Origin of the sequence: Mesorhizobium sp. M0052, assembly GCF_040323255.1 — a bacterium.
Taxonomy (GTDB): Bacteria; Pseudomonadota; Alphaproteobacteria; order Rhizobiales; family Rhizobiaceae; genus Mesorhizobium.
This window is the reverse complement of the sequence record NZ_JAMYUS010000026.1, coordinates 44,286-65,529: the sequence shown is the minus strand read 5'-3', so window position 1 is coordinate 65,529 and position 21,244 is coordinate 44,286. Positions and strand designations below refer to the sequence as shown.

At 59.6% G+C, this 21,244-nt stretch carries 14 protein-coding genes and 12 pseudogenes; 12 read left to right on the top strand and 14 right to left on the bottom strand.

The genetic code is table 11. The features are described 5' to 3' along the window. Positions 1-141 precede the first annotated feature (141 nt). From NKJ77_RS27665 to NKJ77_RS27655, 3 genes are all read right to left on the bottom strand, one after another. Positions 142-387, bottom strand: a complete 246-nt coding sequence (locus NKJ77_RS27665; protein ID WP_352536055.1) for an FAD-dependent oxidoreductase — start codon at positions 385-387, stop codon at positions 142-144. A 5-nt stretch (positions 388-392) separates the two neighbouring features. Next, complete coding sequence (locus tag NKJ77_RS27660; RefSeq protein WP_352536054.1) at positions 393-1,655, bottom strand: lysine N(6)-hydroxylase/L-ornithine N(5)-oxygenase family protein; 1,263 nt, start codon at positions 1,653-1,655, stop codon at positions 393-395. A 240-nt stretch (positions 1,656-1,895) separates the two neighbouring features. Then, positions 1,896-2,087: a hypothetical protein gene (locus tag NKJ77_RS27655; RefSeq protein ID WP_352536053.1), complete on the bottom strand. Its 192-nt coding sequence runs from the start codon at positions 2,085-2,087 to the stop codon at positions 1,896-1,898. A 1,197-nt stretch (positions 2,088-3,284) separates the two neighbouring features. Here NKJ77_RS27655 and NKJ77_RS27650 point away from each other — a divergent pair. From NKJ77_RS27650 to NKJ77_RS27635, 4 genes are all read left to right on the top strand, one after another. After that, positions 3,285-3,965: an OmpW/AlkL family protein gene (locus NKJ77_RS27650; RefSeq protein ID WP_352536066.1), complete on the top strand. Its 681-nt coding sequence runs from the start codon at positions 3,285-3,287 to the stop codon at positions 3,963-3,965. Between the two features lie 427 nt (positions 3,966-4,392). Then, positions 4,393-4,743, top strand: a complete 351-nt coding sequence (locus NKJ77_RS27645) for a transposase (RefSeq protein WP_352536052.1) — start codon at positions 4,393-4,395, stop codon at positions 4,741-4,743. Beyond that, positions 4,692-5,597 (top strand): IS3 family transposase, encoded by a 906-nt coding sequence (locus NKJ77_RS27640; RefSeq protein WP_352536065.1) that lies wholly within the window; start codon positions 4,692-4,694, stop codon positions 5,595-5,597. Before NKJ77_RS27645 ends, NKJ77_RS27640 begins: the two co-directional genes overlap by 52 nt. Before the next feature lie 15 nt (positions 5,598-5,612). Then, a complete protein-coding gene (locus NKJ77_RS27635; protein ID WP_352536051.1) occupies positions 5,613-5,999 on the top strand; it encodes an asparagine synthase-related protein in 387 nt (128 codons plus the stop codon). A 178-nt stretch (positions 6,000-6,177) separates the two neighbouring features. Here NKJ77_RS27635 and NKJ77_RS27630 read toward each other — a convergent pair. Further along, a pseudogene (locus NKJ77_RS27630) lies at positions 6,178-6,788 on the bottom strand (PALP domain-containing protein); the annotation flags it as partial. Positions 6,789-7,182: 394 nt separating this feature from the next. Here NKJ77_RS27630 and NKJ77_RS27625 point away from each other — a divergent pair. From NKJ77_RS27625 to NKJ77_RS27615, 3 genes and pseudogenes are all read left to right on the top strand, one after another. Beyond that, positions 7,183-7,540 (top strand): annotated as a pseudogene (locus tag NKJ77_RS27625) (PfkB family carbohydrate kinase); the annotation flags it as partial. 544 nt (positions 7,541-8,084) lie between these two features. Beyond that, positions 8,085-8,786 carry a class I SAM-dependent DNA methyltransferase gene (locus NKJ77_RS27620; protein WP_352536050.1) on the top strand — a complete coding sequence of 234 codons (702 nt, stop codon included), beginning with the start codon at positions 8,085-8,087 and terminating at the stop codon, positions 8,784-8,786. 244 nt (positions 8,787-9,030) lie between these two features. Continuing rightward, a complete protein-coding gene (locus NKJ77_RS27615) occupies positions 9,031-9,759 on the top strand; it encodes an SDR family NAD(P)-dependent oxidoreductase (RefSeq protein ID WP_352536049.1) in 729 nt (242 codons plus the stop codon). 254 nt (positions 9,760-10,013) lie between these two features. Here NKJ77_RS27615 and NKJ77_RS27610 read toward each other — a convergent pair. The 6 genes and pseudogenes from NKJ77_RS27610 to NKJ77_RS27585 form a co-directional block, all read right to left on the bottom strand. After that, positions 10,014-10,779 (bottom strand): annotated as a pseudogene (locus NKJ77_RS27610) (IS701 family transposase); the annotation flags it as partial. Between the two features lie 13 nt (positions 10,780-10,792). Beyond that, positions 10,793-10,909 (bottom strand): annotated as a pseudogene (locus NKJ77_RS32440) (ATP-binding protein); the annotation flags it as partial. 111 nt (positions 10,910-11,020) lie between these two features. Next, a pseudogene (locus tag NKJ77_RS27600) lies at positions 11,021-11,237 on the bottom strand (OmpW family outer membrane protein); the annotation flags it as partial. Positions 11,238-11,274: 37 nt separating this feature from the next. Further along, a complete protein-coding gene (locus tag NKJ77_RS27595; RefSeq protein ID WP_352536047.1) occupies positions 11,275-12,852 on the bottom strand; it encodes an amidase in 1,578 nt (525 codons plus the stop codon). Positions 12,853-12,907: 55 nt separating this feature from the next. Beyond that, positions 12,908-12,985 (bottom strand): annotated as a pseudogene (locus tag NKJ77_RS27590) (transposase); the annotation flags it as partial. After that, positions 12,982-13,113 (bottom strand): hypothetical protein, encoded by a 132-nt coding sequence (locus tag NKJ77_RS27585; RefSeq protein ID WP_352536067.1) that lies wholly within the window; start codon positions 13,111-13,113, stop codon positions 12,982-12,984. The gene NKJ77_RS27585 and the pseudogene NKJ77_RS27590, both read right to left, overlap by 4 nt. Positions 13,114-13,201: 88 nt before the next feature. Between NKJ77_RS27585 and NKJ77_RS27580 the strand changes: the two are divergent. Together NKJ77_RS27580 and NKJ77_RS27575 are read left to right on the top strand one after the other, a co-directional pair. Further along, positions 13,202-13,663 (top strand): annotated as a pseudogene (locus tag NKJ77_RS27580) (Mu transposase domain-containing protein); the annotation flags it as partial. A gap of 15 nt (positions 13,664-13,678) precedes the next feature. After that, positions 13,679-13,952: pseudogene (locus NKJ77_RS27575) on the top strand (transposase); the annotation flags it as partial. Here NKJ77_RS27575 and NKJ77_RS27570 read toward each other — a convergent pair. Further along, positions 13,952-14,115, bottom strand: a pseudogene (locus NKJ77_RS27570) (transposase); the annotation flags it as partial. The pseudogenes NKJ77_RS27575 and NKJ77_RS27570 sit on opposite strands and share 1 nt — an antisense overlap. 156 nt (positions 14,116-14,271) lie before the next feature. On the opposite strand from NKJ77_RS27570, the pseudogene NKJ77_RS27565 reads away from it, so the two are divergent. The 3 pseudogenes from NKJ77_RS27565 to NKJ77_RS27555 form a co-directional block, all read left to right on the top strand. Then, positions 14,272-14,380 (top strand): annotated as a pseudogene (locus tag NKJ77_RS27565) (AAA family ATPase); the annotation flags it as partial. 105 nt (positions 14,381-14,485) lie between these two features. Then, a pseudogene (locus tag NKJ77_RS27560) lies at positions 14,486-15,506 on the top strand (IS110 family RNA-guided transposase); the annotation flags it as partial. Between the two features lie 304 nt (positions 15,507-15,810). Continuing rightward, a pseudogene (locus tag NKJ77_RS27555) lies at positions 15,811-16,005 on the top strand (IS66 family transposase); the annotation flags it as partial. A gap of 780 nt (positions 16,006-16,785) precedes the next feature. On the opposite strand, the gene NKJ77_RS27550 reads toward NKJ77_RS27555, so the two are convergent. From NKJ77_RS27550 to NKJ77_RS27540, 3 genes are read right to left on the bottom strand one after another with little or no spacing between them, the layout of a single operon-like run. Then, entirely contained in the window at positions 16,786-18,939 is a 2,154-nt protein-coding gene (locus tag NKJ77_RS27550; protein ID WP_352536046.1) for a dipeptide ABC transporter ATP-binding protein, read from the bottom strand. A 10-nt stretch (positions 18,940-18,949) separates the two neighbouring features. Next, positions 18,950-20,149, bottom strand: coding sequence for an ABC transporter permease (locus NKJ77_RS27545; RefSeq protein ID WP_352536045.1), 1,200 nt, complete (start codon positions 20,147-20,149; stop codon positions 18,950-18,952). Between the two features lie 9 nt (positions 20,150-20,158). Continuing rightward, positions 20,159-21,196 (bottom strand): ABC transporter permease, encoded by a 1,038-nt coding sequence (locus NKJ77_RS27540; protein WP_352536044.1) that lies wholly within the window; start codon positions 21,194-21,196, stop codon positions 20,159-20,161. Between the last annotated feature and the right edge of the window lie 48 nt (positions 21,197-21,244).

The following is a 21,244-nucleotide window of genomic DNA, read 5'->3' as shown; positions in this document are numbered from 1 at the left end:
GATGCTAAGTGCGTTCCGCTCCGGCGGATATGTCCGCAGAAGCTCGGCGCGAGACTGCCTATGTCAGGCTCAGCCGGTCCAGGGGTTCCGTAAACTGGGCCGGATCAATCGCTTCACCCGGTCCAGCCACGACACGCATCGCTAAACGTCGGCACCATCTGCTGACCGCCGACCCAGCCATGGCCGCCAAGACCACGGCGCTCTTTCGAGTGAGCGACCTGGTACGGTCTTGACAACCGTAGGGGAATGCACGCCCCCAGAATAATGCGATGCGCCGCTTGGTCCAAGAACTTGTTCGGTCACGATGATTTCGGAGAAGCCTCCGGCCTTCGCCGCAGCGGAGGCGGACATCATTCCTAGGATGCCACCGCCGATAATCAAAAGCATACGAGTCATATCCCGCTGCCCATTTCTTCGGCTGCGGGGGCGGGCCAGCTCTCGATCGAGGTATGGCTGATGAAGCCAGGATGCTCGGGGTTCGCGCATGGCGCGCGCCCAAGAAGGCTGTCGAGGATGCGGCGCGCGCGCCAGGCCAGCAGGCTTAGGTTCGGATCGGCCAGGCCGCGCTGCCCGAGGCTCGCATTTTGTACGAAGATGCGTCTGTCACGCGGTCCGTCCCAGCTCACCGAAAAATCCTCGCCAATAGCTAATTCATTGTCGGTATGCTCCAGCCGGTGCTCGATGGGTTTCAAGAAGTCTGGCACCGCGTTCTCGTAACCGGTGGCCAGGATGACGATGTCAGCCGTGACTTCTTCGACCTCGTCCATGCCATGCTGCAGGGTCAGCCTGTGACCCGGTCCGGCGTTGATGCAGTGCGAGACGGTGCAGCCCGGCCGCAGTGTGATGTCGCATCGGTTTGGCTCGAAAAATGCGTGGCGGTACAGCGCCTGATAGATCGCGCGCAACGTGCTTTCTGAAATGCCGTCCGAAGCAAGCACGAAACGTCGCAGGAGCAGCTTACGCTGCGACTCGCTCATCGCCGCGAAACGATCCGAAAAGCAGGGCATGAACAACTCGTTTGTGAACGGGCTGTCGTCGAGAGGCAGGTAGTTCTCACGCTGCGAGACCCAAGTGATCGAGGCAGGCCGCCGTTCTTTCGGCAGGCCGACAAGGTGCAACATCACCTCGGCTCCCGACTGGCCTCCGCCAACCACGCAGACATGCTTTCTTCGCACCTCAGGATGGATGTGCAATAAAACAGATGAGTGGAATAGGTTGCGTCCAGTCCAGCCCTGAAACTGAGGCGGAATTTGCGCCTGCTTGCCAATGCCGACCACGACGTCTCTGGCGCCGAGAACCGCCTTATCCGTCCGCACCCGAAACTCGCCGTCAAAGCGGATTTCGTGCACGGTCTCGCCGCCACGGACAAGTGGGTTACTGTGGAAGGCCCAGTTCAGGTACTGCTCAAACTCAGCTCTGAACACAGCCTCGAACTGTGCGTTCAGGAAGTGATACAGACGCCCGTTCTCGTGCAGGAAGTTTACGAAAGTGTAGGCTGATCGCGGATTCACCAGCGTGACAAGATCCTTGAAGTGGCTGACCTGGAGCTCCGAGGAATCGAATGCGATGCCTGGATGCCAGCGGAAGTCGACCTGCCGATCCAGGAACAGTGCCCCTCGCCCAGCTTGCTCGTGTATCTGACACGCAAGGCTCAAATTAGACGGCCCAGCACCGACCCCAACGCAAGATAACTCCACTTGCTTTCCTCCTATAGAGTTTCCCACTAGGCGCTTGTTCGCGGCGAATATCGGCCATAGCCATTGGGCCCCTCGCGGACGTTTCGATCCCCGGTGCCGACCGGATTTGCGAGAATTGTCCTGCGGGTTGTCGAATGACCCGAGCATTCCAGCGCGGTGACAATCGACGGGTCATGCCGGGGACGTGGGTTGGGGGCATCAACGTATATCCTTTCCGCCCGCCTCGATGCCCGCGTCGCCGTCACGCGAGACGCTTTCCAGGCCCTTAAGGTGTTTGAAGCCGGCGCAATCGCCCACTTCAACCATGAAGCGGCGGCCGTTCGGCGGCTTGATGGTAGGCGAGCGAGCGGTTTTCACTGCGGCGACGGCATTTTCGGTGCGCATGATCATGGAGACGTCTCGCTGATGCGTTCGCAGAGTCCGATGCATGGGCCGTGCCACAAAAGGAAAGCTTATTAAACAATGGGTTGTCGGATTTGCGGTCCTGTCGGAAATCCGACATTGAGGGGGACGCCTCACGGCGGCGCCCGATTTGGCGTCGATGTCGCCTTTTTCCGAATAGCTAATCGGGCACCTTCTGCACCAGAATACTTCTCTTATGGAGACCAGCACGAAATCTTCATGAATGGACAGTGCAGAACCTTGTGTCTCTGCCGGATTGCGATATGCCTTTTCCCATCGAGGTCGGCAGTTGCAAAAGCTGCCAGATCCTTCGCCCTATCAAATGCCGTTGCACTTGCTCGATCCCGACATCCTCGGAGGCCGTGATCATGAAGAGTGACGCAATCTCATGTCCGCCGCGAGGCCGCTCTCATGGGGAAGCAATTCTCTATGTTGGTGAAGGATCGATGCTCTTAATCAGGTGGTTGCGGATGGGCGCATACCCAGACCTAAGCGCATCAATGATTGCGCGATATGGGACCTTCACCAATTGAATTGTCGAATCTCTGTAAAGATAGCCGGAAGAATTGCGTTATGACCACTCTGCCGGTTCCAAAAGCACGTGCGCCATTCGGTCGCTGCGACTCAATCCAGGCGGAGGGATGAGGCCGCAAAGCGGAATTTTTGCGCGCCCACCGGTGGGCAGGATGGAGCCATCGTAAACGCAGTTATTCAATGATCGCCGCCGCGGACCTCGTCAGGCTGTGCCGCGCCCGACATCGGCGACGTAGCGGTCGTCGATCGCCCCGTCGCCAATGTCGATCCAGCTCGGCCAGTTTCGCAGTGAGCTTCACTGCTTATTCCGCAGTGCCCACCGAGCTCGCACAGGAGGTTCTATCAGGCCATCACGGCTGCATTCGTTGTCGGATCTTCGACGATGTCGGACATGAGACACAGCGCCATCAGGGTGATCGCGTTGTTCTGAAATGATTTTCTCATTTGGCACGACACATGCGGGGCTATCCGCAAACGCGCTGCGGCACGGAAAAAGGAGTCCCATGATCATGCGCGCCGAACCTGCGGTCGCAGCCGCGAAGCAAACTGGGCATGAGCGCTCCGCCAATATCAAGCAATTCGAACAAGATTTTTCGTAATTCAGTCCACATTTCTGAAGAGCAAGGAGAGAATATCATGACGAGAAACCAAATGCGCGCGGCGCGGGGAGTAACAGCGGCCGTTGTCCTCGTTGTGATGGGACAGCAGGCCGTCGCGGCGGACCTTGCGCAAGCGGCGAGCGTCCCGCAGGCGGGAGCCTCGGTCACGGAAGCGCCAAGCCCTTGGCAGATCCGCCTGCGTGCGTTGGGGGTCGTCACTGAGGATTCGGGCTACGTCAATGCAGTGCCCGGCTCCGATCTTTCCTATTCGAACACCGTGACGCCGGAACTCGATATCTCCTATTTCTTCACGGACAACATCGCCGCCGAGCTCATACTCGGCACCACCTATGCTAACATCGGGGGCCAAGGTACGATCGGCGGGCTGGGCAATATCGGCAAGGTTTGGCTGCTGCCGCCCACGCTCACATTGCAGTATCATTTTACCGATTTAGGCCCGTTCAAGCCCTATGTAGGCGCCGGCGTGAACTACACGATCTTCTATAACCAGGACGTCGGCAGTGCAGATGCTCTCCATGTTAAGAACACGTTCGGCACCGCGCTGCAGGTCGGGTTCGACTACATGGTGGATCAGCACTGGGGCGTCAACTTCGACGTGAAGAAGGTTTTCCTCAAGCCAGACTTCGACGTCACGGTGGACGGCGCGAAGCTGACGGGAAAGGCGGAGCTCGATCCCTGGTTGATAGGCGCAGGTGTCACCTACCGCTTCTAACAAGAAAGGTGAAGGCGGCTGCTGATAGCTGATCGGAAATGAAGGGCGCCTCGTGCGCCCTTTCCACGCTGCACGGGCGAGTCGACCCGGATCATTAGAGGGGTGGGCCTTGTGACCCCCAGGCGGGGCTGGGCGGAAGGTGTCCGAATCGGAGGAACGTTCTGATCAACTTTATGCGATTACCGTCCAAGGCACAGCAGCCGATTGTCGGGGATACTTGAAGAAGCCGTTGTTAAGAGTGGGCGTCCCCGCCTGCGCCCGACCAGGTACTTGCCAGTAGCAGCCGACAGGCCGCCCCGCGCCGGGGGCGCGAAGCCGAATGTGTTTCGGCGTGCAAATATTGACGCCGATTGGTGTGCGCCCCTGCGGGTGGACAGATTGGGTTTGAAGGATTTACCCGTGCTGTCGGGTTTTCGGAGAGAGAACCATGGCAAGACACCGCAGCTACAGCATCACGTTCAAGCGTCAGGTTGTTCAGGAATATCTGTCGGGCGATACATTTCACAGCTTGGCGCAACGGCACGACATCACCCGCACCCTGATCCGGATCTGGGTTGGCAAGTATGAAGCAGGCGGCTTGGATGAGGATGTGGCCTCAGCGGCTCTGATCACGGAATACGAGGCGCGGATTGCCGCGCTTGAGCGACTTGTCGGCAAGCAAGCTCTGGAGCTGGAGTTTCTAAAGGGGGCTCTGAAAAGCGCTCCGCGGCCGAGAAGCGGGATTACATCCGTCATCACCGGCCCCGTTGCCTCAGTGTCGCCGAAGGATGCCGGCTGATGGGCATGGCACGTTCCAGCTTCTATGACTGTCCCGAACGGCCAACCGACGACACCGCCATCGTCGAGGCGATGGTCTTGGTCCGCGACGAGTTCGAGTTCTACGGCTATCGCCGCGTGGGCGCGGCGCTGCGTCAGCAAGGCATGGTCGTGAACCACAAGAAGATCCGCCGCCTGATGGCCGAGCATGATTTGCAGCCCGTGATGAGGCGCCGATACGTCGCCACCACCGACAGCGATCATGACAGCCCGATCTTCCCCAACCTGGCCAAGGACGTCGTGCCGGTGGGGCCGAACCAGCTTTGGGTGGCCGACATCACCTATGTCGCGCTGCCGGCTCGCTTCGTTTATGTCGCCATCGTCCTCGACGCATGGTCACGCATGATCGTCGGCTACGCCATTGGCCGATCGATCGATGCCCGCCTGACAATGGCTGCCTTGTGCGCTGCAGTCGAGCGCAGAACGCCGCCGCCAGGCTGCATTCATCACTCCGATCGTGGCTCCCAGTATGCCGCCGAGGCCTACCGGCAGCTTCTGGCCAGCCATGGTCTGGCAGGCTCGATGAGCCGCAAAGGCAACCCTTATGACAATGCCAAGGCGGAGAGCCTCATGAAGACTCTAAAGGTCGAGGCGATCTACCCGATGGCGCTCGAAACATTCGAGGACGTTGCGGCGCAACTTCCCCACTTCATCGACGAGGTCTACAACAAACGCAGGCTCCATTCGGCGCTGGGATATCTCAGCCCGCAGCAATTCGAGGATCAACACATCCGACACACTGGCAATCAGCGGCCTGAAATCTGTCCACCCGCAGGGGCGCACTCCAGCTCAGGGGTCAAGTTCGGCGCCGATTGACACCGCAAGGACCGGATGAGTATGGCTTTGGGCCTCGAGGTGCAGGTCCCTTTCTGCGACCACCGCCTTGTTGAGTACGTGTTCGGCACCCCATGGGCCCACAAGACTTTCGACGGGCGCGAGAAGAGTCTACTGCGGGCCGCCACCGCGGACCTGCTTCCGCTGTCGGTGGTGCAGCGAGTCAAGAGGGCGTATCCGGCTATCCAGGGTCCCATCTATGACAGAATGCTGCGCGCGCGGTTCACCGCGCTGCTGAACGACCGCAATGCGGCAGTGGCACCGCTGTTGTCTGTCGACAGTTCTCGCGCGTTGCTCAATGCGACCGACAACCTCAGGGGGGTAGAGAATATCCTGACCTTGCAGGATTTCCTGACCGATTACAACGTTAGCCCCACGATCTGAAACGACGAACACGCAAAAGGATAGCAAAGGAGGTCCAGGGTCCGAACGGCGTTGGGCTCCATGGCCAGGGGGCGGCAGGCCTGATATCGCGTAGCACTCGATTACGAGCATGCTGGAATAATTTCCAAGTGCGACATGCTAACGGAAACAAAGACTTCGCCTTGAAGCTTGGCGAGCGTCAGCCGTTGCGGAAGGTGTAACCATACCCGTTGATAGCCGGCGCGCCGCCGAGATGCGCATAGAGGATCCTCGACCCCTCCGGAAACAAGCCCTTCTGGACGAGGTCGATCATCCCTTGCAGATGGGATCGGTAATCATACCCTTGAGCCGCGCACACAGGCGAATGCCTTCTTGGTTCCCTCGGACGGAATCCCATAACGCGGGTAGGCGTATTCCTCGAGCAACACCACGTCATCCTCGACGAGTTCCGTTCCGAGATCGACGAGCTCCGCTGTATGTTGGGCGTTGAACCTGTGACCTTGCAGACAACGACGTAGTCGAAGTCAAATCCAAGCTGTTTCTCCTGAGCCCGCACCTCCTCCGCGAACCCTACATAGCCGAGGGCTCCTTCCGGCTGGTATCGCATAGGGTCTGCCGCCCCTCGCCTTGACCTCATAGAGTGCCTTTTCCCAACTGCGGCGGATGCCGATGTCAAAGCCATCGTCGACCAGATGCACCTCTGCTCCGATGATGCGGCTCAAGAGAATATTGCCAACCCGGTTAGACCGCATTCTCATGTGGAACCCAGCTCCCCTGAACCAGGAGACATTTCATGCCGATCTTGGCGGCGCTGCGGCGACCATTCGGTTACCTCCGTCTGAGTCAAGCACACCTGTTCTTGAACGATAAGCGGGTGCTTTCCCAGACGCTCGGTTCCTCGGGCGCCGTCTTTCCTTCCAACAGCACCGGAACGGTGTCGCGAAGCATAGTCGGCCCGCTCGACAGACGGAAGCGGACGTGCGAATTCCGACGTTAAGCCGGCCGCCATTCCGATCAAACACCGGCCACCGTTCCGGTACGAAGCCGGCCACCATTCCAACCAAAGACCGGCCAGTTTTCGGCACTGAAGATTACCTCCTGGGTCAGCAACTTTGGGATCAATTGCCTCGCGATGAACGAGGACATTTGATGCCGGCAAAGAGAAGGCTGACCATGAGACAGTTGAGACAAATACTTCGGCTAACGCGATGAGTTCCTAGACCTGATGCGCTCAGGCAGCGTCGACATCGTCTTTGCCAACAGCCACGAGACGTCGCTTTACCAGACCGCTCCTTCGAAGAAGCGCTTGCCGCTATTCGCAAGGATTGCTAGATCGCCGCCGTCACCCGTTCTGAAAAAGGCTCGGTCATCGTGCGTGGCGACGAGACCGTCACCATCCAGGCGACAAAGATCAAGGGGCTGGTCGACACGACCGGCGCCGACGATCTTTATGCAGCGGGTTTCCCTTATGGCTACACGACCGGACGCAACCTTACGGATTGCCACGACCTTGGCTCGCTGGCCGCCGGGCTGGCCAGCAGATCGGCCCGCGTCCGCGCTAGAATTTGCGCCGCGAGGCCGAGCAAGCCGGGCTGCTGTAGGTGGCGTGCTAAGAACCAGGTCCTCCCCGGGGCAAGTTGTCCGAGGAAATAGGCTAATCGAGATCCCAAGAACGAGCCAGTTGGAACGCCACGGGATCTATCATCCAAGCCGGAGCGGCAACGACATGCCTGGGCCCGACGACGAAATGAATGATCCCGCCGTTGCACGCTCTTTGCAGTTCTGCAGCGAAGCCGACGTGCGAAATACGGATGCCAGCGGTAATGCTCTTCGACCTCCTGTCCAACATGGGCAGAATGACCCCCGAGATTGCGCTCAACCGCAAGAACGCCCTCTTTGCTGGCTCTGACGTCGCGCCGCCATCGGCCATTCTGTCAGCCTTGTCGGGTCCGCGACACAAGCTTGTTTAGCCTGCCTGACGCCAAACGCGCAAAACTGTCTTCTTCGCCTCGTCCGGCCAATTGGCACGAGTTTTGATGCCCTCGTTTTCGAGGTGCCGACCGGCGCCGCGGATGACCATCTGCTCCCATAGACGGAGATACTATCATGAGCACCCTCGATCAGGAGACGGCATTGGAGCAAGCACGCGAGCGCATCAAGGATTCCCACTTCCTCGACAGTGACGCCAGTCGCTTGGCCCATTTCTATCGTCGATGGGCTACTTCGTACGATGTGGATGTCGGCCGCCAAGGATACTACGGGCCGATGGTCGTGGCGGAATTAGCGGCAACCATGCAGACGGCCTATTTGGCCGGGGAGCGGGCAGCCATCGCGATTCTGGATGCTGGCTGCGGAACAGGCCTCGTCGGGATGGAAATGGAAAGCCTCGGGTTCCGGTTGATCGACGGGTTCGACCTCTCTGAGGAGATGGCCGAAAAGGCTCGACAAACCCGCGTCTACCGCCGTGTCCAGGCCGATGTCGACCTTAACGGTCCGCTCTCCGAATATTCCAGTGCGAGCTATGACATTACCGTGTGTTGCGGTGTTTTTGCGCCAGGGCATGTACGACCGGATGTATTGCGCAAACTGGCTCGTGTCACGCGCCCGAACGGATTCGTGATCGCAAGTACGCGCAAGAGCTATGCGGAAGCCACATGCTTTGAAGACGAGGTGCGGCGTCTGCAGCATTCGGGCATCCTTGTGCTGGCACAGTGTCTAAACGACGGCAGATATACCGCGGATGAGGATGCGCACTATTGGGCTCTCCGTGTAGTCACCAACGCCAACGCACAAACGGAGCGGCTATGATTACGCTACCGCAAATCTCGCCACCGAAATCGGCAGCCGATGCAACAGAAAGGCCGGAACGCCCGCGCTTTGTGGATCATCCCCCGATTCCTAGCTTCGCGCGAAGCCTGCTTGCTTTGCAGACTGTCTCATGTGGGTTGTCCCACAGATCGGGTGCGCGCTGCCTACCAGACCGATATGGAGCGCGGCTGATTCCCACGCGATCTAACATCACCCTTGTTGAGATGGACGGAAAGGCTGTCGCATGACCCGCTTCGCCGGAAAGATCGCGTTGGTAACGGGCGCCAGCAGCGGTATTGGGGCCGCAATCGCCGACCGGCTTGCCGGCGAGGGAGCCAGAGTATTCGCTGTTCAGCTTGGGGAGGCCCGCGCCGTTGATTCGATAGTCGGAGACCTTTGCGATCCCGAGGTTCCGGCCATCGTCATTGACGATGTCATTCAACAGGCCGGCCGGCTCGATATTCTTGTCAACAACGCCGGACGCATGATTGAAGCGAAGGTGGACGAGACGGGGCTGGACGAGTGGAGACGCACAATGGCGCTCAACCTCGATGCTCCTTTCCTGCTGATCCGTCGCGCGATGCCTCATCTTCGCAGAAGCCGCGGCGCAATTGTCAATATTGGCTCGATAGAGGGATTAGCATCCAATCCCGGGCACGCTGCCTATTGTGCCTCGAAGGCAGGACTGCATGGTCTAACGCGTGCGGTGGCGATCGACGGCGGGCCAGACGGGGTGCGTTGCAATGGCGTGGCTCCTGGATGGATCGATACGGATCTGAATGTCAATTTCGTCGCCGCTTTGCCCGACCAGGCGCGGGCACGGCTGGATGCCATTCATCCGTTGGGTCGAACCGGCCGTGTGGAGGAAGTCGCGGCTATGGTCGCATGGATTGCTTCCTACGAGGCTGAATTCGTCACTGGCCAGATCTTCGTCGTGGATGGTGGCCGCACCGCCAAGCTCAGTCTTCCATAGGGCGCCTTTAAACGGCCCTGGACCGGTGGCGTGGAACACCAGTTATCCCCGGAATCATGAAGGACCAGCCATCTAGTACCACAGTTGCGGATGTCGATGCCGTTTGTAGTGACAGATGGTGGCCGCAGCCTGATGTCGTCGTCGCCATAGCGACCAGGCGATGATGAAGGGCTTTTGTGTCGGTGGGAAGATGAGGATTCGGGCGAGGAGATAGCGGATCTCGGGGACGCTCGGGACGAGCGCAGCCATCCGGATCAGGCGGCGATTGACTCCTTTGGACTCGTTTCGTTCGGTTTGCTCCATGCGCTGCGGCGAAGATCAGCCGATAGCTTGGAGAGGAACGCCAGGGCGGCCATGCACAGGCTCATGTGGCGATGCCATCCGTGCCAGGACCGAGCCTCGCAATGATCAAGTCCGAGATCATCCTTGGCGCGCTCAAAGCACTCCTCGATCGCCCAGCGCAGGCCGGCCACTGCCGCCAATTCGGCCAAGGAGGAACCGGGCGGGGCGAAGACCAGGTAGTAGGCTTTTTTTCCGGATGTCGATCGCTTGCAGCGGACGAGAAGCCAATGCTCGAAGCCGCCTTTTGACGTCCAAGGGCGGCGGATGCGTGCCCAGGCGTAGAGCCGAGGCCCTTTGGCGCCTTCACCTGCCGCATGACAGGCCCAGTCGTCGGGCTCGAACTCGCCGGCCAGTTCCTCGGGCGAGGTTTCCTCAAACAGACGATCCCCTCCACGGCGCATGAAGTGAGCGTCTCGAACCGCCAAGACATAGGGCTGCTCGCGAGCTTCCAGCATCCGGCGAAGGCTGCTGTCCGCCCCGTAGACAGCATCGCCCAGAACGTAAGCGCACGGGACGCCGGCATCGAGCGCCGCCTCGACCATGGCGCGCGCCATCTTTGGCTTGGTCGCAAACTGGGATCGACGCCCTGGCGCATCGCGCCCGATCCTTTGTCCAGCTCTCCGGCAGATAAAGGCGGCGATAGACCAGCGCTTGGCGGTAGCGGCTCGCGTAAGAGACGGGCGAGCGCCAAATCCTCGAACAGGCGCGGCACGCGCACATGGAGCACGGAAAGGTCGAGCCGTGCCGCTTGCCGGCCGAAGGCGCAGGCCGGCCACGACTTGCCGGTTCCGATCTGGCCGGTGACGATCAGGTTCTGATGCGCTTACAGCCATTCACCCTGGGCGAGCGCCATGTTGCCCCGCCGGTCGAACCCGCGCGGCTTTACATGTGGCGGCCGGCCGACAGGTTTTCCTACTGCTGGCAGCAACCAAACCTTACCAATGTCCCCCAGCTCGCCGATCGTCCCTTCACCTGCGATGTTGGCATAGGTGGTGCCAAGGATAAGTTCGGCGGCGATGTTGTCCGTCAAGAAATGCAAGAATGTCGAGTTCCGGCGTCACTGTATCGGAATACGAAATACCGGAGCCGGCCACGTAATTGACGTAGCCAGGACCCTCGGTGATGACCCCCAACGAAGCAGGCGGATCTGCGAGGGGATTAACGTTTTGTCAGTCACGGTCGACTGTCTCCTGCTCGAATCTTTGGCCGCCGTTCCTTCCACGGCCTGGCTTCCTCAAGATCGCGTGCGACGCGAACTAAAGTAGACTCATCTCCAAAGCGGCCGACGATTTGAATGCCGATCGGCAACCCTTGGCTACTTTCGCCCAAGGGCAAGGATACCGCAGGTTGACCAGTGGTATTGAAAATGGGCAGGAAACCGCCCTTGTAGCTACGGCGCACCCACTCTTCCAGGGAGAGCGTTGTATCAGTAAGAGCCCAAGTGCCGCCATGCGGCTGGGGCACGATCGAGTAAGTGGGAGTCAACAGAATGTCGAAGGCATCGATCGCCTTCCCCACCTGCAGCTTCATCTGCCTCCTGGCGTCCTGAAGCTCCCGGGACATCGACATAACACGTTCACCATCGGCCAATACACGCTTTCCACGTTCGTAATATTTTAGATTGATCGGCTCCAAGGTATCCGGGCCAATAGTGCGGCCCATGGCCCGCGCTTCAGCTTCGAGCGAACTCGCGACGCCTAGATCGTGGACGAGAAAATCGATTCTAATGAACTCATCGAAGTCAAACGGCGGCTTGATCTCAGTCACTTGGTGACCCATCTCCTCGAGGAGTGAGGCGGTTGAATCCACCACTTCTAGGATCTCCGGCTCCACAGGGATCCAGCCCCACGTAGTCCTGGCGACCCCCACCCGAAGGGCGCCTGTGTGCTGCGAAAGCTCTTCAAGGTAGGGGCGCGCTGGCTGGACAATTATGAACTCGTCGCCTGGCTGGGGACAGGAAAACGCATCCAACGCAGCGGCCATGTCACGCACTGTTCGACAGTGTACGAAGTTTCGGGTGACCGAGGTATCGCGATTATCGCCGGAAATGCGCCCTCGGGAGGGAAGGAGCCCTACATGGCCACCCCAAGCTGCAGGCCCGCGTATCGACCCGGCCCCGTCGCCGCCATGTGCAATTGGAGTGATACCGGCAGCGACTGCCGCTGCGGCCCCCCCGGATGAACCACCTGCCGAGCGATCCAAATTCCATGGATTGCGGGTGATGCCATGGAGAAAGCTTACGGCCTCTCCGCCTGCGCCAAACTCCGGTACTGCCGTTCTTCCGACGGTCCGAAGTCCCGCATTGCGGGCGAGATCAAAAAAGATACTCTCGGTTGGAGCGCGATAGCCTTGGAACAGCCGGCTCCCGCGTTCTTGGAGACGGCCGGCTTCGGTGGGCCCGTCATCCTTGCGAAGGAACGGCACGCCTTGAAAAAAACCTGTATCCGCGCCTGGAACAGTTTCAGCGTCCTCATAGAATTCAAGAACCGCGTTGACATGAGGGTTGACATCATCGTGAGCCTCACGGGCTAAGCGTATCAGTTCATCTGAAGTCACCTGCCGGGTCTTCAAAAGAGACGCCAGACCTGTAGCATCATATTTCACGTATTCACTGAGGTTCATCCCGGTACCCTTCACCATTAGGACTTGAGTAGCACATGGGTTGTAGGCCGCGACTTGCTGGCCCTTAAAGAGGGAAAAAATGATGGCGCGGTATAAGCTCAATTTATCGGAGTTGGTGCTTAGCTGCATTGTCCAGCTGCTCGGCATGACCCGCATAGAATATAAAACACGCTGCCGCATCGCGCTTCATGGCCGCGTCGTCATTGGGGAAGTGTCCACGTGTTCGAACGGCGCGGCGCAGCTTCGAGTTCAGCGCGTTCAATATCCGCTCCGACAGCGCCTTCTTCGGGTCTCCAGCAATCCGCCCTTGGCAAACACCTCGTTGGCAAACACCTCGTTCGGATCGCGGCCCGCAAGCTGCTGGTTCAGAAGTTCCTTCTCGATAGCCATGTGATGATTCTCTTCTTTCCATCATCATGACCTCGCGCACAGAATTCTTGACAGTCCCCGGGTTGGTTTGTGAACTCGCAGTTCCGGGGCATGCCGTACCTACCGGGCCAATACTAAGGGCAAGGTCGAGAGACCGTTTCGCTATATTCAGGAAGACTTCTTCCTGGCACGTTCGTTCCACAACCTCGACGACCTCAACGCTCAACTGCGGCACTGGTTGGACAGCATCGCCAATCCGCGCACGCATGCCACCATCTTACGCGTCGTCAATGAGGCCTTCGCCGAAGAACGGCCATATTTGGGACCGCTTCCATTGGCTCCTTTCCGCTCGGTTCTGAAGTTGGAGCGCCAGATCTCCCGAGAAGGCATGGTCAGCGTCGGCGGCAATGCCTACAGAGTTCCCGACGCGACCCGAAGCCGAATGGTCGAAGTCCATTCGCTCGCCGACGAGGTCCGCATGTTCGAGAACGGCACGCTGATCGCCGACCATCCTGTTCTGGAGGGACGCAGGCAACGACGCGCCCACCCGAATCATCGGCGAACGGCCTCAAAGGCTTCCCCGAGGCACGCCCAGCTCGACGAGCACCTCGAGGACGAACGCGCCGAGGGCGGCGCCAATCGACGCAACGGCCATTCGAAGAAGACGGTGCTGACCGGCACATCGAAGATGACGCTGTCGATTCCGCGCGACCGGGCGGGAACGTTCGACCCGAAGCTGATCGCCAGGTATCAGCGCCGCTTTCCCGATTTCGACGCCAAGATCGGTGTCGATGTATGCACGCGGCATGAGCGTGCGCGAGATCCGCGGCCAGTTGGAGGAGCTCTATGGCATCGACGTGCCCAGCGCGATGTAGATCGCCTTGTTGCGAACGAAGCCTTCGTCCTTGATCTTGACCCGGATCGCGTCGAAGAAGACGAGCGGATAGACCGCTTCCAGCGGCCTGTTCTGCCATTCGGCAACTTCCTCCAGGACCGCGTCGGGACGCCTGAGATCAGGTCAGGCCCTCCCAGCGTTCACGGCTGCCGTCCAATGACAGCAGCATTGTTCTCCAGGGCGCTGGCGACACAGTTCCTCATCGGTCTCTGGCCTTTTATAACGCCCTCGGCAAAGCCATGGCACGGGAGGACCGCACATGAGTTTCGCCCTCGATACCCACAATGATCGACCGCACCCGTCATGATCTCGTCGGCCTGAATGCCGCGTGCGCTCGAGGCTCTCGATCATGTTGTTCGTCGGCTGGAGCACCGCGAACTCTCCGCATTGGAGTAAGAGCGTATGTCCGCCTCTGTCGGTGAGGTGGCTCGCCCTACACTGCGCGTCCGAGGGTTGCTCGGGCGGGCCGAGCCGATCCTCATCACAGGAGGACGAGCCGTGGCAGATTATAGGGAAGCATTTGTCGGAATCGATGTCGCAAAGCTGAGGAACGCCATCGCGATTGCGGACGCTGGCCGGGAGGGAGAGGTTCGCTTCTTCGGCGAGGTCGACGCATCGGATGAGAGCATGTGCCGAGTTATCCGGCGGATCGCCACCACTTCGATCGGGTGTATTTCTGCTACGAGGCCGGCCCGACCGGCTATGTCTCTATCGGCTGATCCGATCGCTCGGCCATGAATGCATAGTGGTCGCCCCATCGCTGATCCCAAGGAAGCTTGGCGATCGAGTAAAGACGAACCGCTGGGATGCTCTTGCGTTGGCTCGACTGCTGCGCGCCGGCGAACTGACGGCAGTGTGGGTCCCCGATGAAGTCACGAAGCCATGCGGGATCTCGTCCGCGCCCGGGCGGCCGCAGTCGAGACGCTTCGCGTCCACCGGCAGCATGTGAGCGCCTTCATGCTCAAGCACGGGCGGATCTACCCTCGCAGGAAGGGCTGGTCGATGCGCTATCTGCGCTGGCTGCAAGAGCAACCGTTCGACCACCCGGCGCATCAGATCGCGCTTCAGGAAATGGTCGAAGCAGTCCGCGTCTCGAAAGAGCGGGTCGAGTGGTCCCTGGCGCCGATCGCGCGGGCGCTGCAGACCCTGAGGGGCGTAGACCTGATCGTTGCCGTGACATTCGCCACCGAGGTTGGTGACGTACAGCGGTTCGAGAGCCGCGCCAACTCATGGGTTATCTTGGCCTCGTTCCCGGCGAACGATCGACCGGCGAGACACTCAGACGGGGCGGCATCACCAAGGCGGGGAACGGCCGGGTTCGCCATATGCTGGTCGAGAGCGCATGGACGTACAGGCATCCTCGTAAGGTAGGCAAGATGAAGCTGTACCGGCGGAGCAAGCTCCACCGAAGGTGCGCGAGATCGCATGGAAGGCTCAAACACCGGGTGACCGCCCGCTATCTAATGTTGAGCGGACGAGGCAAGAGGACACAAAGGTGGTGTGCACAGCGATCGCGCGGCCGAAAATCTTGCTCGGCCGTCGCCAGTCGATCCCCTCCAGAAACAGCGAACGCTGGCGGACCTCGGTCACCGACGACCCCGCCACGCTCGCCAGGTCGACCAACGCGCGCTTCTCGGCGCAACTCCGCAGCCTCCATTGCCGCGCGCGCTCAGGCACCAGATCGCCCCTGCAACAATGTCATGGCGCGAAAGTTCCATGTTCATCGGTCCATTGCAAGGTGCCTCGGTGCATCGCTTACCGCATTGGAAGCGATCGACATCCGAGGAACTGACCCTAGGCGAGAACAGCCGCAGCAAGACGCTCCACCGGCGCTGTTCCATGCAAGACCGCGCGGCGTCATCGGGCCGAGGCTGCTGGCGACAATCCTGTTCGACGAGTTCGCATAACACGTCTCGCTGAACCCGTAGAGCCAGCGCTTCAAGTGCGGGGACATTGATCTAGGCATCTCGTCGCTGGCCGACCAGGTCGGCGCGGGGGTGTTTGCCGCGATGCCGCTCTAACGTCTGACCGAGGCCCATGTCCTGGTGGTCGCCCTCCCTATGACAGCCGCGATGGGAAGTGCGCCCCCGAGACTTTTTGCAGGCTCAATGCCGGAATGCTGGACGGTAAATAGACGGCGGGCGCCGAAGCGCATTGGACTTCATCGGCTACAAGCACAAATGCTGGTCTCCTCGCAGATTCTGCGAAGCTGCTGCATGAATTCTGCCGGTGCTGGCGGCCCCTCACCCGGCACCGTTCCACCACGATCGCAGCAACGGCCGACGGCTCGAGTTCGCTTTCAAAATGGTCCCGCAGTGAAGTTAGTGCGTCTCTACAGTAACTCCGCGATAGGGATACGATAAATCTCACCCGGAAAAGGGACCAAACCCTTCGTCATAGGGGAACGCTTGGGCAGTCATTGCAAGAGTCAACAGGGTGCTGCCGTGAAAACTCCTACTCAACACGACAACCTCGGCGCTTCGTGTGATATCGAGCGATCTTGACAGCATTCCCGATGGCCTGGGCACCTGTCGTGACCAGCTTTTCACATCCGAGAAAATCGGCGCGAACGCGTTCCGTCTTTCGGCCAAAGCGTAAAGGGGGTGCCGAGCTGGTCGGGGCCCCCCGACCACTTTTGGATGCGCATGCCCAACAGCAAGCCTCCCCATCCTCCGACGAAGTCGACGCCTCGCGGCCCTCCATCCCAAACCTCCTCATTCGAAGCATGATCCGCGAACATCGCAAACTCGCAAGTATGAACAAGGCACGCGGACTGCACTCCTCCCACGATGGTTGAGTTACGAGTTATTCCGCTTCGGGGTCTCTGACGACTGATCTCGGACCTCGAGCTTCGTATCGAAACTGATTACCGGTTCCATAGCCACGAGGACCGTATCGGGGAGATGGCACCTGATTTCGTGGCCGCCGGGCAAGTTCTTTATTGGCGGCACCTCGCGTTCGCAGAGATTTCCTGGCACCAGATTCTTGTAGCGACAGCGCGTCTGGAATGGACAGCCGGTCGGTGGGTCCATCGCCGAGGGTATGTCGGTTTCAAGCACGATGTGCTTCTTCACTACCCTGGTGTCGGGGATCGGGATCGCAGAGAGCAGCGCCTCCGTATAGGGATGGTAAGGTGGCGCGAATATCTGGTCTGTCGTGCCCTGCTCGACGACATAGCCGAGATACATCACGACCACACGGTCGGCAATGTAGCGCACCACCGACAGGTCGTGGCTGATGAACAGCATCGTCGTCTTGTTCTTTCGCTGAATGTCCATCAGGAGTTCGATGACAGCCGCCTGCACCGACACGTCAAGCGCGGAGACCGGCTCGTCGGCCACCACAACCTTTGCTTTGCCGGCGAAAGCGCGCGCGACGCCAATGCGCTGCTTCTGTCCGCCCGAGAGCTGGCGCGGCATGCGTTTCTCAAAGGAGCGCGGCAGCTTCACTAGATCGAGTAGTTCCAGCATACGCTGGCGTCGATCGGCGGCGGTCTTGCCGACGTCGAACTTTTCCAATGTGCGGATAATCTGAGAACCCACCGAGTAGCTCGGATTAAGCGTGTCGAATGGGTTCTGGAACACCATCTGGATCGATGCGATGGTCTCGACATCACGCTTTTCGATCGGCGTATGGGAGATCTGCCGTGCGCCGAGCGTCGCGCCGCCTTTGGTCGCGGTCTCAAGGCCGAGCAAGATCTTGGCGAGCGTGGATTTCCCGCAGCCGGACTCGCCCACGATAGCCACCGTCTCTGTCTCGCGGGCCATGAATGAGATGGTCTCGTTGGCCTTGACGACACGGCCCTCCCTCGAGCCGAACACCTCGCTGCCGCCAACTGTGTAGTATTTCTTGAGATGCTGGATTTTCAGCACCGGCGCGCCGGGCTCGACCTTCTCGTTGACCTTCTTGGCGCCGGGCGGCAGCGCCTCCCAGTCGATCTCGTTGAAACGAACGCAGCGCGAGAAATGTCCCTCATGGCCGTCGACCGCGATCATCGGGATTTCGGCGGCGTTGCAGACGCCCTCGACGAAATGGTGGCAGCGCGGCCCGAAATTGCAGCCCTTCGGTCGTTCGTGCGGCAGCGGCAATTGTCCCGGGATCGAGACCAGCGGCCGGGTGTTCTTATCGGCCCCGGGCAGCGGGATCGAGCGGAACAGCCCTTGCGTATAGGGGTGGCGCATCCGGTCGAACACGTCCTCGATCTTGCCGATCTCCACCGCCTCGCCCGAATACATCACCGTGATGCGGTCGCAGGTCTCTAGGATCAGGCCGAGATTGTGAGACACAAAGATCATAGTCGTGCCGAACTCCTTTCGAAGTCCCTTGACCAAATCGACGATGCCGGCCTCGATCGTGACATCGAGCGCGGTGGTGGGCTCGTCCAGCAACAGGAGCGCGGGTCTCGACAGCAGCGCCATTGCGATCACGATGCGCTGCTGCTGCCCGCCCGAAAGTTGATGCGGATAGGAATTCATCATCCGCGGCGGATCCGGCAGGCGTACCGACTTCAGCATCGCCAGCGACCGCTCGTAGGCCTCCTTCTTCGACACCTTCTCATGGGTGATTGGCACTTCCATGAGCTGCCGGCCGATTTTCATAGCTGGATTAAGCGACGCCATCGGCTCTTGGTAGATCATCGCGATCTTGTTGCCGCGGATGGCGCGCAGTTCCTCGTCGGACAGTTCTCCCATGTCCTTGCCCTGGAACTTGATCTTTCCGCCGACGATCTTTCCGATGTTGGAGAGGTCACGCATGATGCCAAGCGACACAGTCGACTTGCCACAACCGCTCTCGCCAACGATGCCCATCGCCTCCCCCCGCATCACGGTGCAGGAAAAGTCCATCACCGCAGGAATTTCGCCGCCCTTGGTGAAGAAGGAGATTGACAGGTTTTCGATGTCGAGGACGCGCTGGGCGTCTGCGACCTTGATGGCATTTGCTATTTCGGTCATAGTCGGGCTCTCAATCCTTCAACGATTGTTCGCGAAGGGCGTCGGCTAGGAGATTGAGGCCTAGGACAAAGCTCATCAACGCAATGGTCGGCGGCAGTGCTGGGTGGATGAAGGAACGCAGCAGGCGCGACGCGTCCTTGATCGCGGTTCCCCAGTCGGGACTTTCGGGCGGAACCCCTAACCCGAAATAGCCGAGCGCTCCGAGCAGAATCGTGGTGTAGCCAATGCGTAGGCAACCGTCGACCGTCAGCGGGCCACGGGCGTTTGGCAGGATTTCCCAGATCATGATGTACCATGGGCTCTCACCGCGAGTCTGGGCGGCCGCTATGTAATCGCGCGTCTTGATATCCATCACGACCCCGCGCACGATGCGAAACACGCCGGGCGCGGAGCCGAGTACTACCGCCACGAAAATGTTGAGTTCGCCTGCATCGATATGAACGACGCCGAGCGGATCGGCGTCGAACACCAGGCCGGCGTAGATCCAGCCACCGATCAGTATCGTCAGTCCAATCAGCGCGTAGTACCGGTCGGGGCGGTGCTTGAAGCGCGTGTGGAACAGTGTCAGGAAAAAGATGATAGGCAATAGAAAGAAAAAGGCCGCAAGCGATCGCGGTATCGAGACTCCGAGGCCGGTCGCTTCGCTGAACCAGTTATCGAAGGATAGCTCGCGGATTCCTGGCGTTACTAACAGGTAGAACAATACGATGACGGGGAAAGCTAACAACAGATTGGCGAGGAAGGACAGGACTGAATCTATTCTACCGCCGTAGTAGCCCGCCGGCAGGCCAAGTCCGATGCCCACGGCCAGCGCGAAGGCGGTGGCGAACGGCGCGATCACCATCACAACGCCGCTGCCGTAGACCATGCGGCTGAACACGTCCCGCGCGAGGAAGTCGCCTCCGAAGTAATATATACCGCTGCCGTCGGGCGCGGCCGTACCCGGCAATGCGTGCTTCATGACCGCCAGCTGGCTCAGGGGATCGAACGGCGCGATAATGGGCGCGAAGACGGCGGTGAACAGCCAGAACATACAGATGACGACGCCGGCGATTCCAGTGCCGGTCTTGAGCACATCCCCATAGAGCCCAAGCTTGTTGCGAAAACCGAAGCTGAGCGTGAGGTAGATCGCCATTGCGATCCAGACCGGCCAGAACCGGCCGACAACGCCCAGGACCATCTCGAACCACCCGATGGTCTCGAATAGCATCCTGGCCCCCTACTGCACGCGAATTCGCGGATTGAGATAGGCATAGCCGATATCCGAGATCAGCTGCGTAATCAGCACGACGACCACGGATATCAGCGAGCAGCCTAGCAGCAGGTCGATGTCGTTATTGCTCGCCGCCTGGTTCAACAAGAAACCGAAACCCTGGTAACGGAACATTGTCTCGACCACCACCACCCCGGTGAGCAGCCACGGGAACTGCAGCATAATCACTGTAAAGGGCACGATCAGAGCGTTGCGCAGCGCATGCCTGGTAACCACCCTAAAGAAGGACAGACCCTTCAGTCGAGCAGTGCGGATGTATTGCTGCGTCATCACTTCGACCATTGAGGCGCGCGTCATGCGAGCGATGTAGCCGATAGCGCCAATGGCCATCGTCATCACAGGCAGGGCGAAGTTGTGGAAGGTAAGGCCCTGCGCCGTCGCCGATGCTGCCGAGCCGTTCAACCATCCGAGCCCGGAGGCGAAAATGATGGTGAAGATGACCCCAGAAACGTATTCAGGCGTTGCTGTCGTCACGATCGAGACCACAGAAAGCGTCCTGTCCATCCGCGTCCCGTCACGCATACCGGCAAGGATGCCGATGAGGAGAGAGGTCGGCACCACGGTCAACAATACCCAGAACATTAGCTTACCGGTGGCTGCCAGCCCCGGGAGGATTTTTGTGGCAACTGTTGTCTTGAACATGCTCGAACAGCCGAGGTCGCCCTGCAATATGCCGCCGTAGTATGGCTTGGCAGGTTCACCGCAGTAACTGAAGCGCGGCATCGGCTCACCAGTCACGGCATCCACGCTGGGCTGCTTCCGCAAGACGCCCAGCCACTGGCCGTAGCGGACTAAGAAATTTTGGTGGTATCCGTTCCGCGTCAACCAGCTCTCGATATGTTCGTCTGACGAGCGCACGTCGAGCTCGCTAAGAGCCATCCTGCGTAGGTTTGGCTCCAGATTCACCATGTAAAAGACAATTATCGTCAAGCACAGCATGGTTAGAATCATGACACCGAGCCGACGAAACAGAAAACTCAGCATGGCATCCTGCCCAAAATGTGCATCACGCCATGATTTGCAGATTGTGTG

What these genes read in the sequence shown, in the direction of transcription:
- NKJ77_RS27620 (WP_352536050.1), top strand. Translation starts at nt 8,085, where the DNA reads ATGAGCACCCTCGATCAGGAGACGGCATTGGAGCAAGCACGCGAGCGC.
- NKJ77_RS27550 (WP_352536046.1), bottom strand. Translation starts at nt 18,939, where the DNA reads ATGACCGAAATAGCAAATGCCATCAAGGTCGCAGACGCCCAGCGCGTC.
- NKJ77_RS27645 (WP_352536052.1), top strand. Translation starts at nt 4,393, where the DNA reads ATGGCAAGACACCGCAGCTACAGCATCACGTTCAAGCGTCAGGTTGTT.
- NKJ77_RS27595 (WP_352536047.1), bottom strand. Translation starts at nt 12,852, where the DNA reads ATGCAGCTAAGCACCAACTCCGATAAATTGAGCTTATACCGCGCCATC.
- NKJ77_RS27540 (WP_352536044.1), bottom strand. Translation starts at nt 21,196, where the DNA reads ATGCTGAGTTTTCTGTTTCGTCGGCTCGGTGTCATGATTCTAACCATG.
- NKJ77_RS27655 (WP_352536053.1), bottom strand. Translation starts at nt 2,087, where the DNA reads ATGATCATGCGCACCGAAAATGCCGTCGCCGCAGTGAAAACCGCTCGC.
- NKJ77_RS27635 (WP_352536051.1), top strand. Translation starts at nt 5,613, where the DNA reads ATGAGTATGGCTTTGGGCCTCGAGGTGCAGGTCCCTTTCTGCGACCAC.
- NKJ77_RS27585 (WP_352536067.1), bottom strand. Translation starts at nt 13,113, where the DNA reads ATGGCTATCGAGAAGGAACTTCTGAACCAGCAGCTTGCGGGCCGCGAT.
- NKJ77_RS27665 (WP_352536055.1), bottom strand. Translation starts at nt 387, where the DNA reads ATGCTTTTGATTATCGGCGGTGGCATCCTAGGAATGATGTCCGCCTCC.
- NKJ77_RS27650 (WP_352536066.1), top strand. Translation starts at nt 3,285, where the DNA reads ATGCGCGCGGCGCGGGGAGTAACAGCGGCCGTTGTCCTCGTTGTGATG.
- NKJ77_RS27615 (WP_352536049.1), top strand. Translation starts at nt 9,031, where the DNA reads ATGACCCGCTTCGCCGGAAAGATCGCGTTGGTAACGGGCGCCAGCAGC.
- NKJ77_RS27545 (WP_352536045.1), bottom strand. Translation starts at nt 20,149, where the DNA reads ATGCTATTCGAGACCATCGGGTGGTTCGAGATGGTCCTGGGCGTTGTC.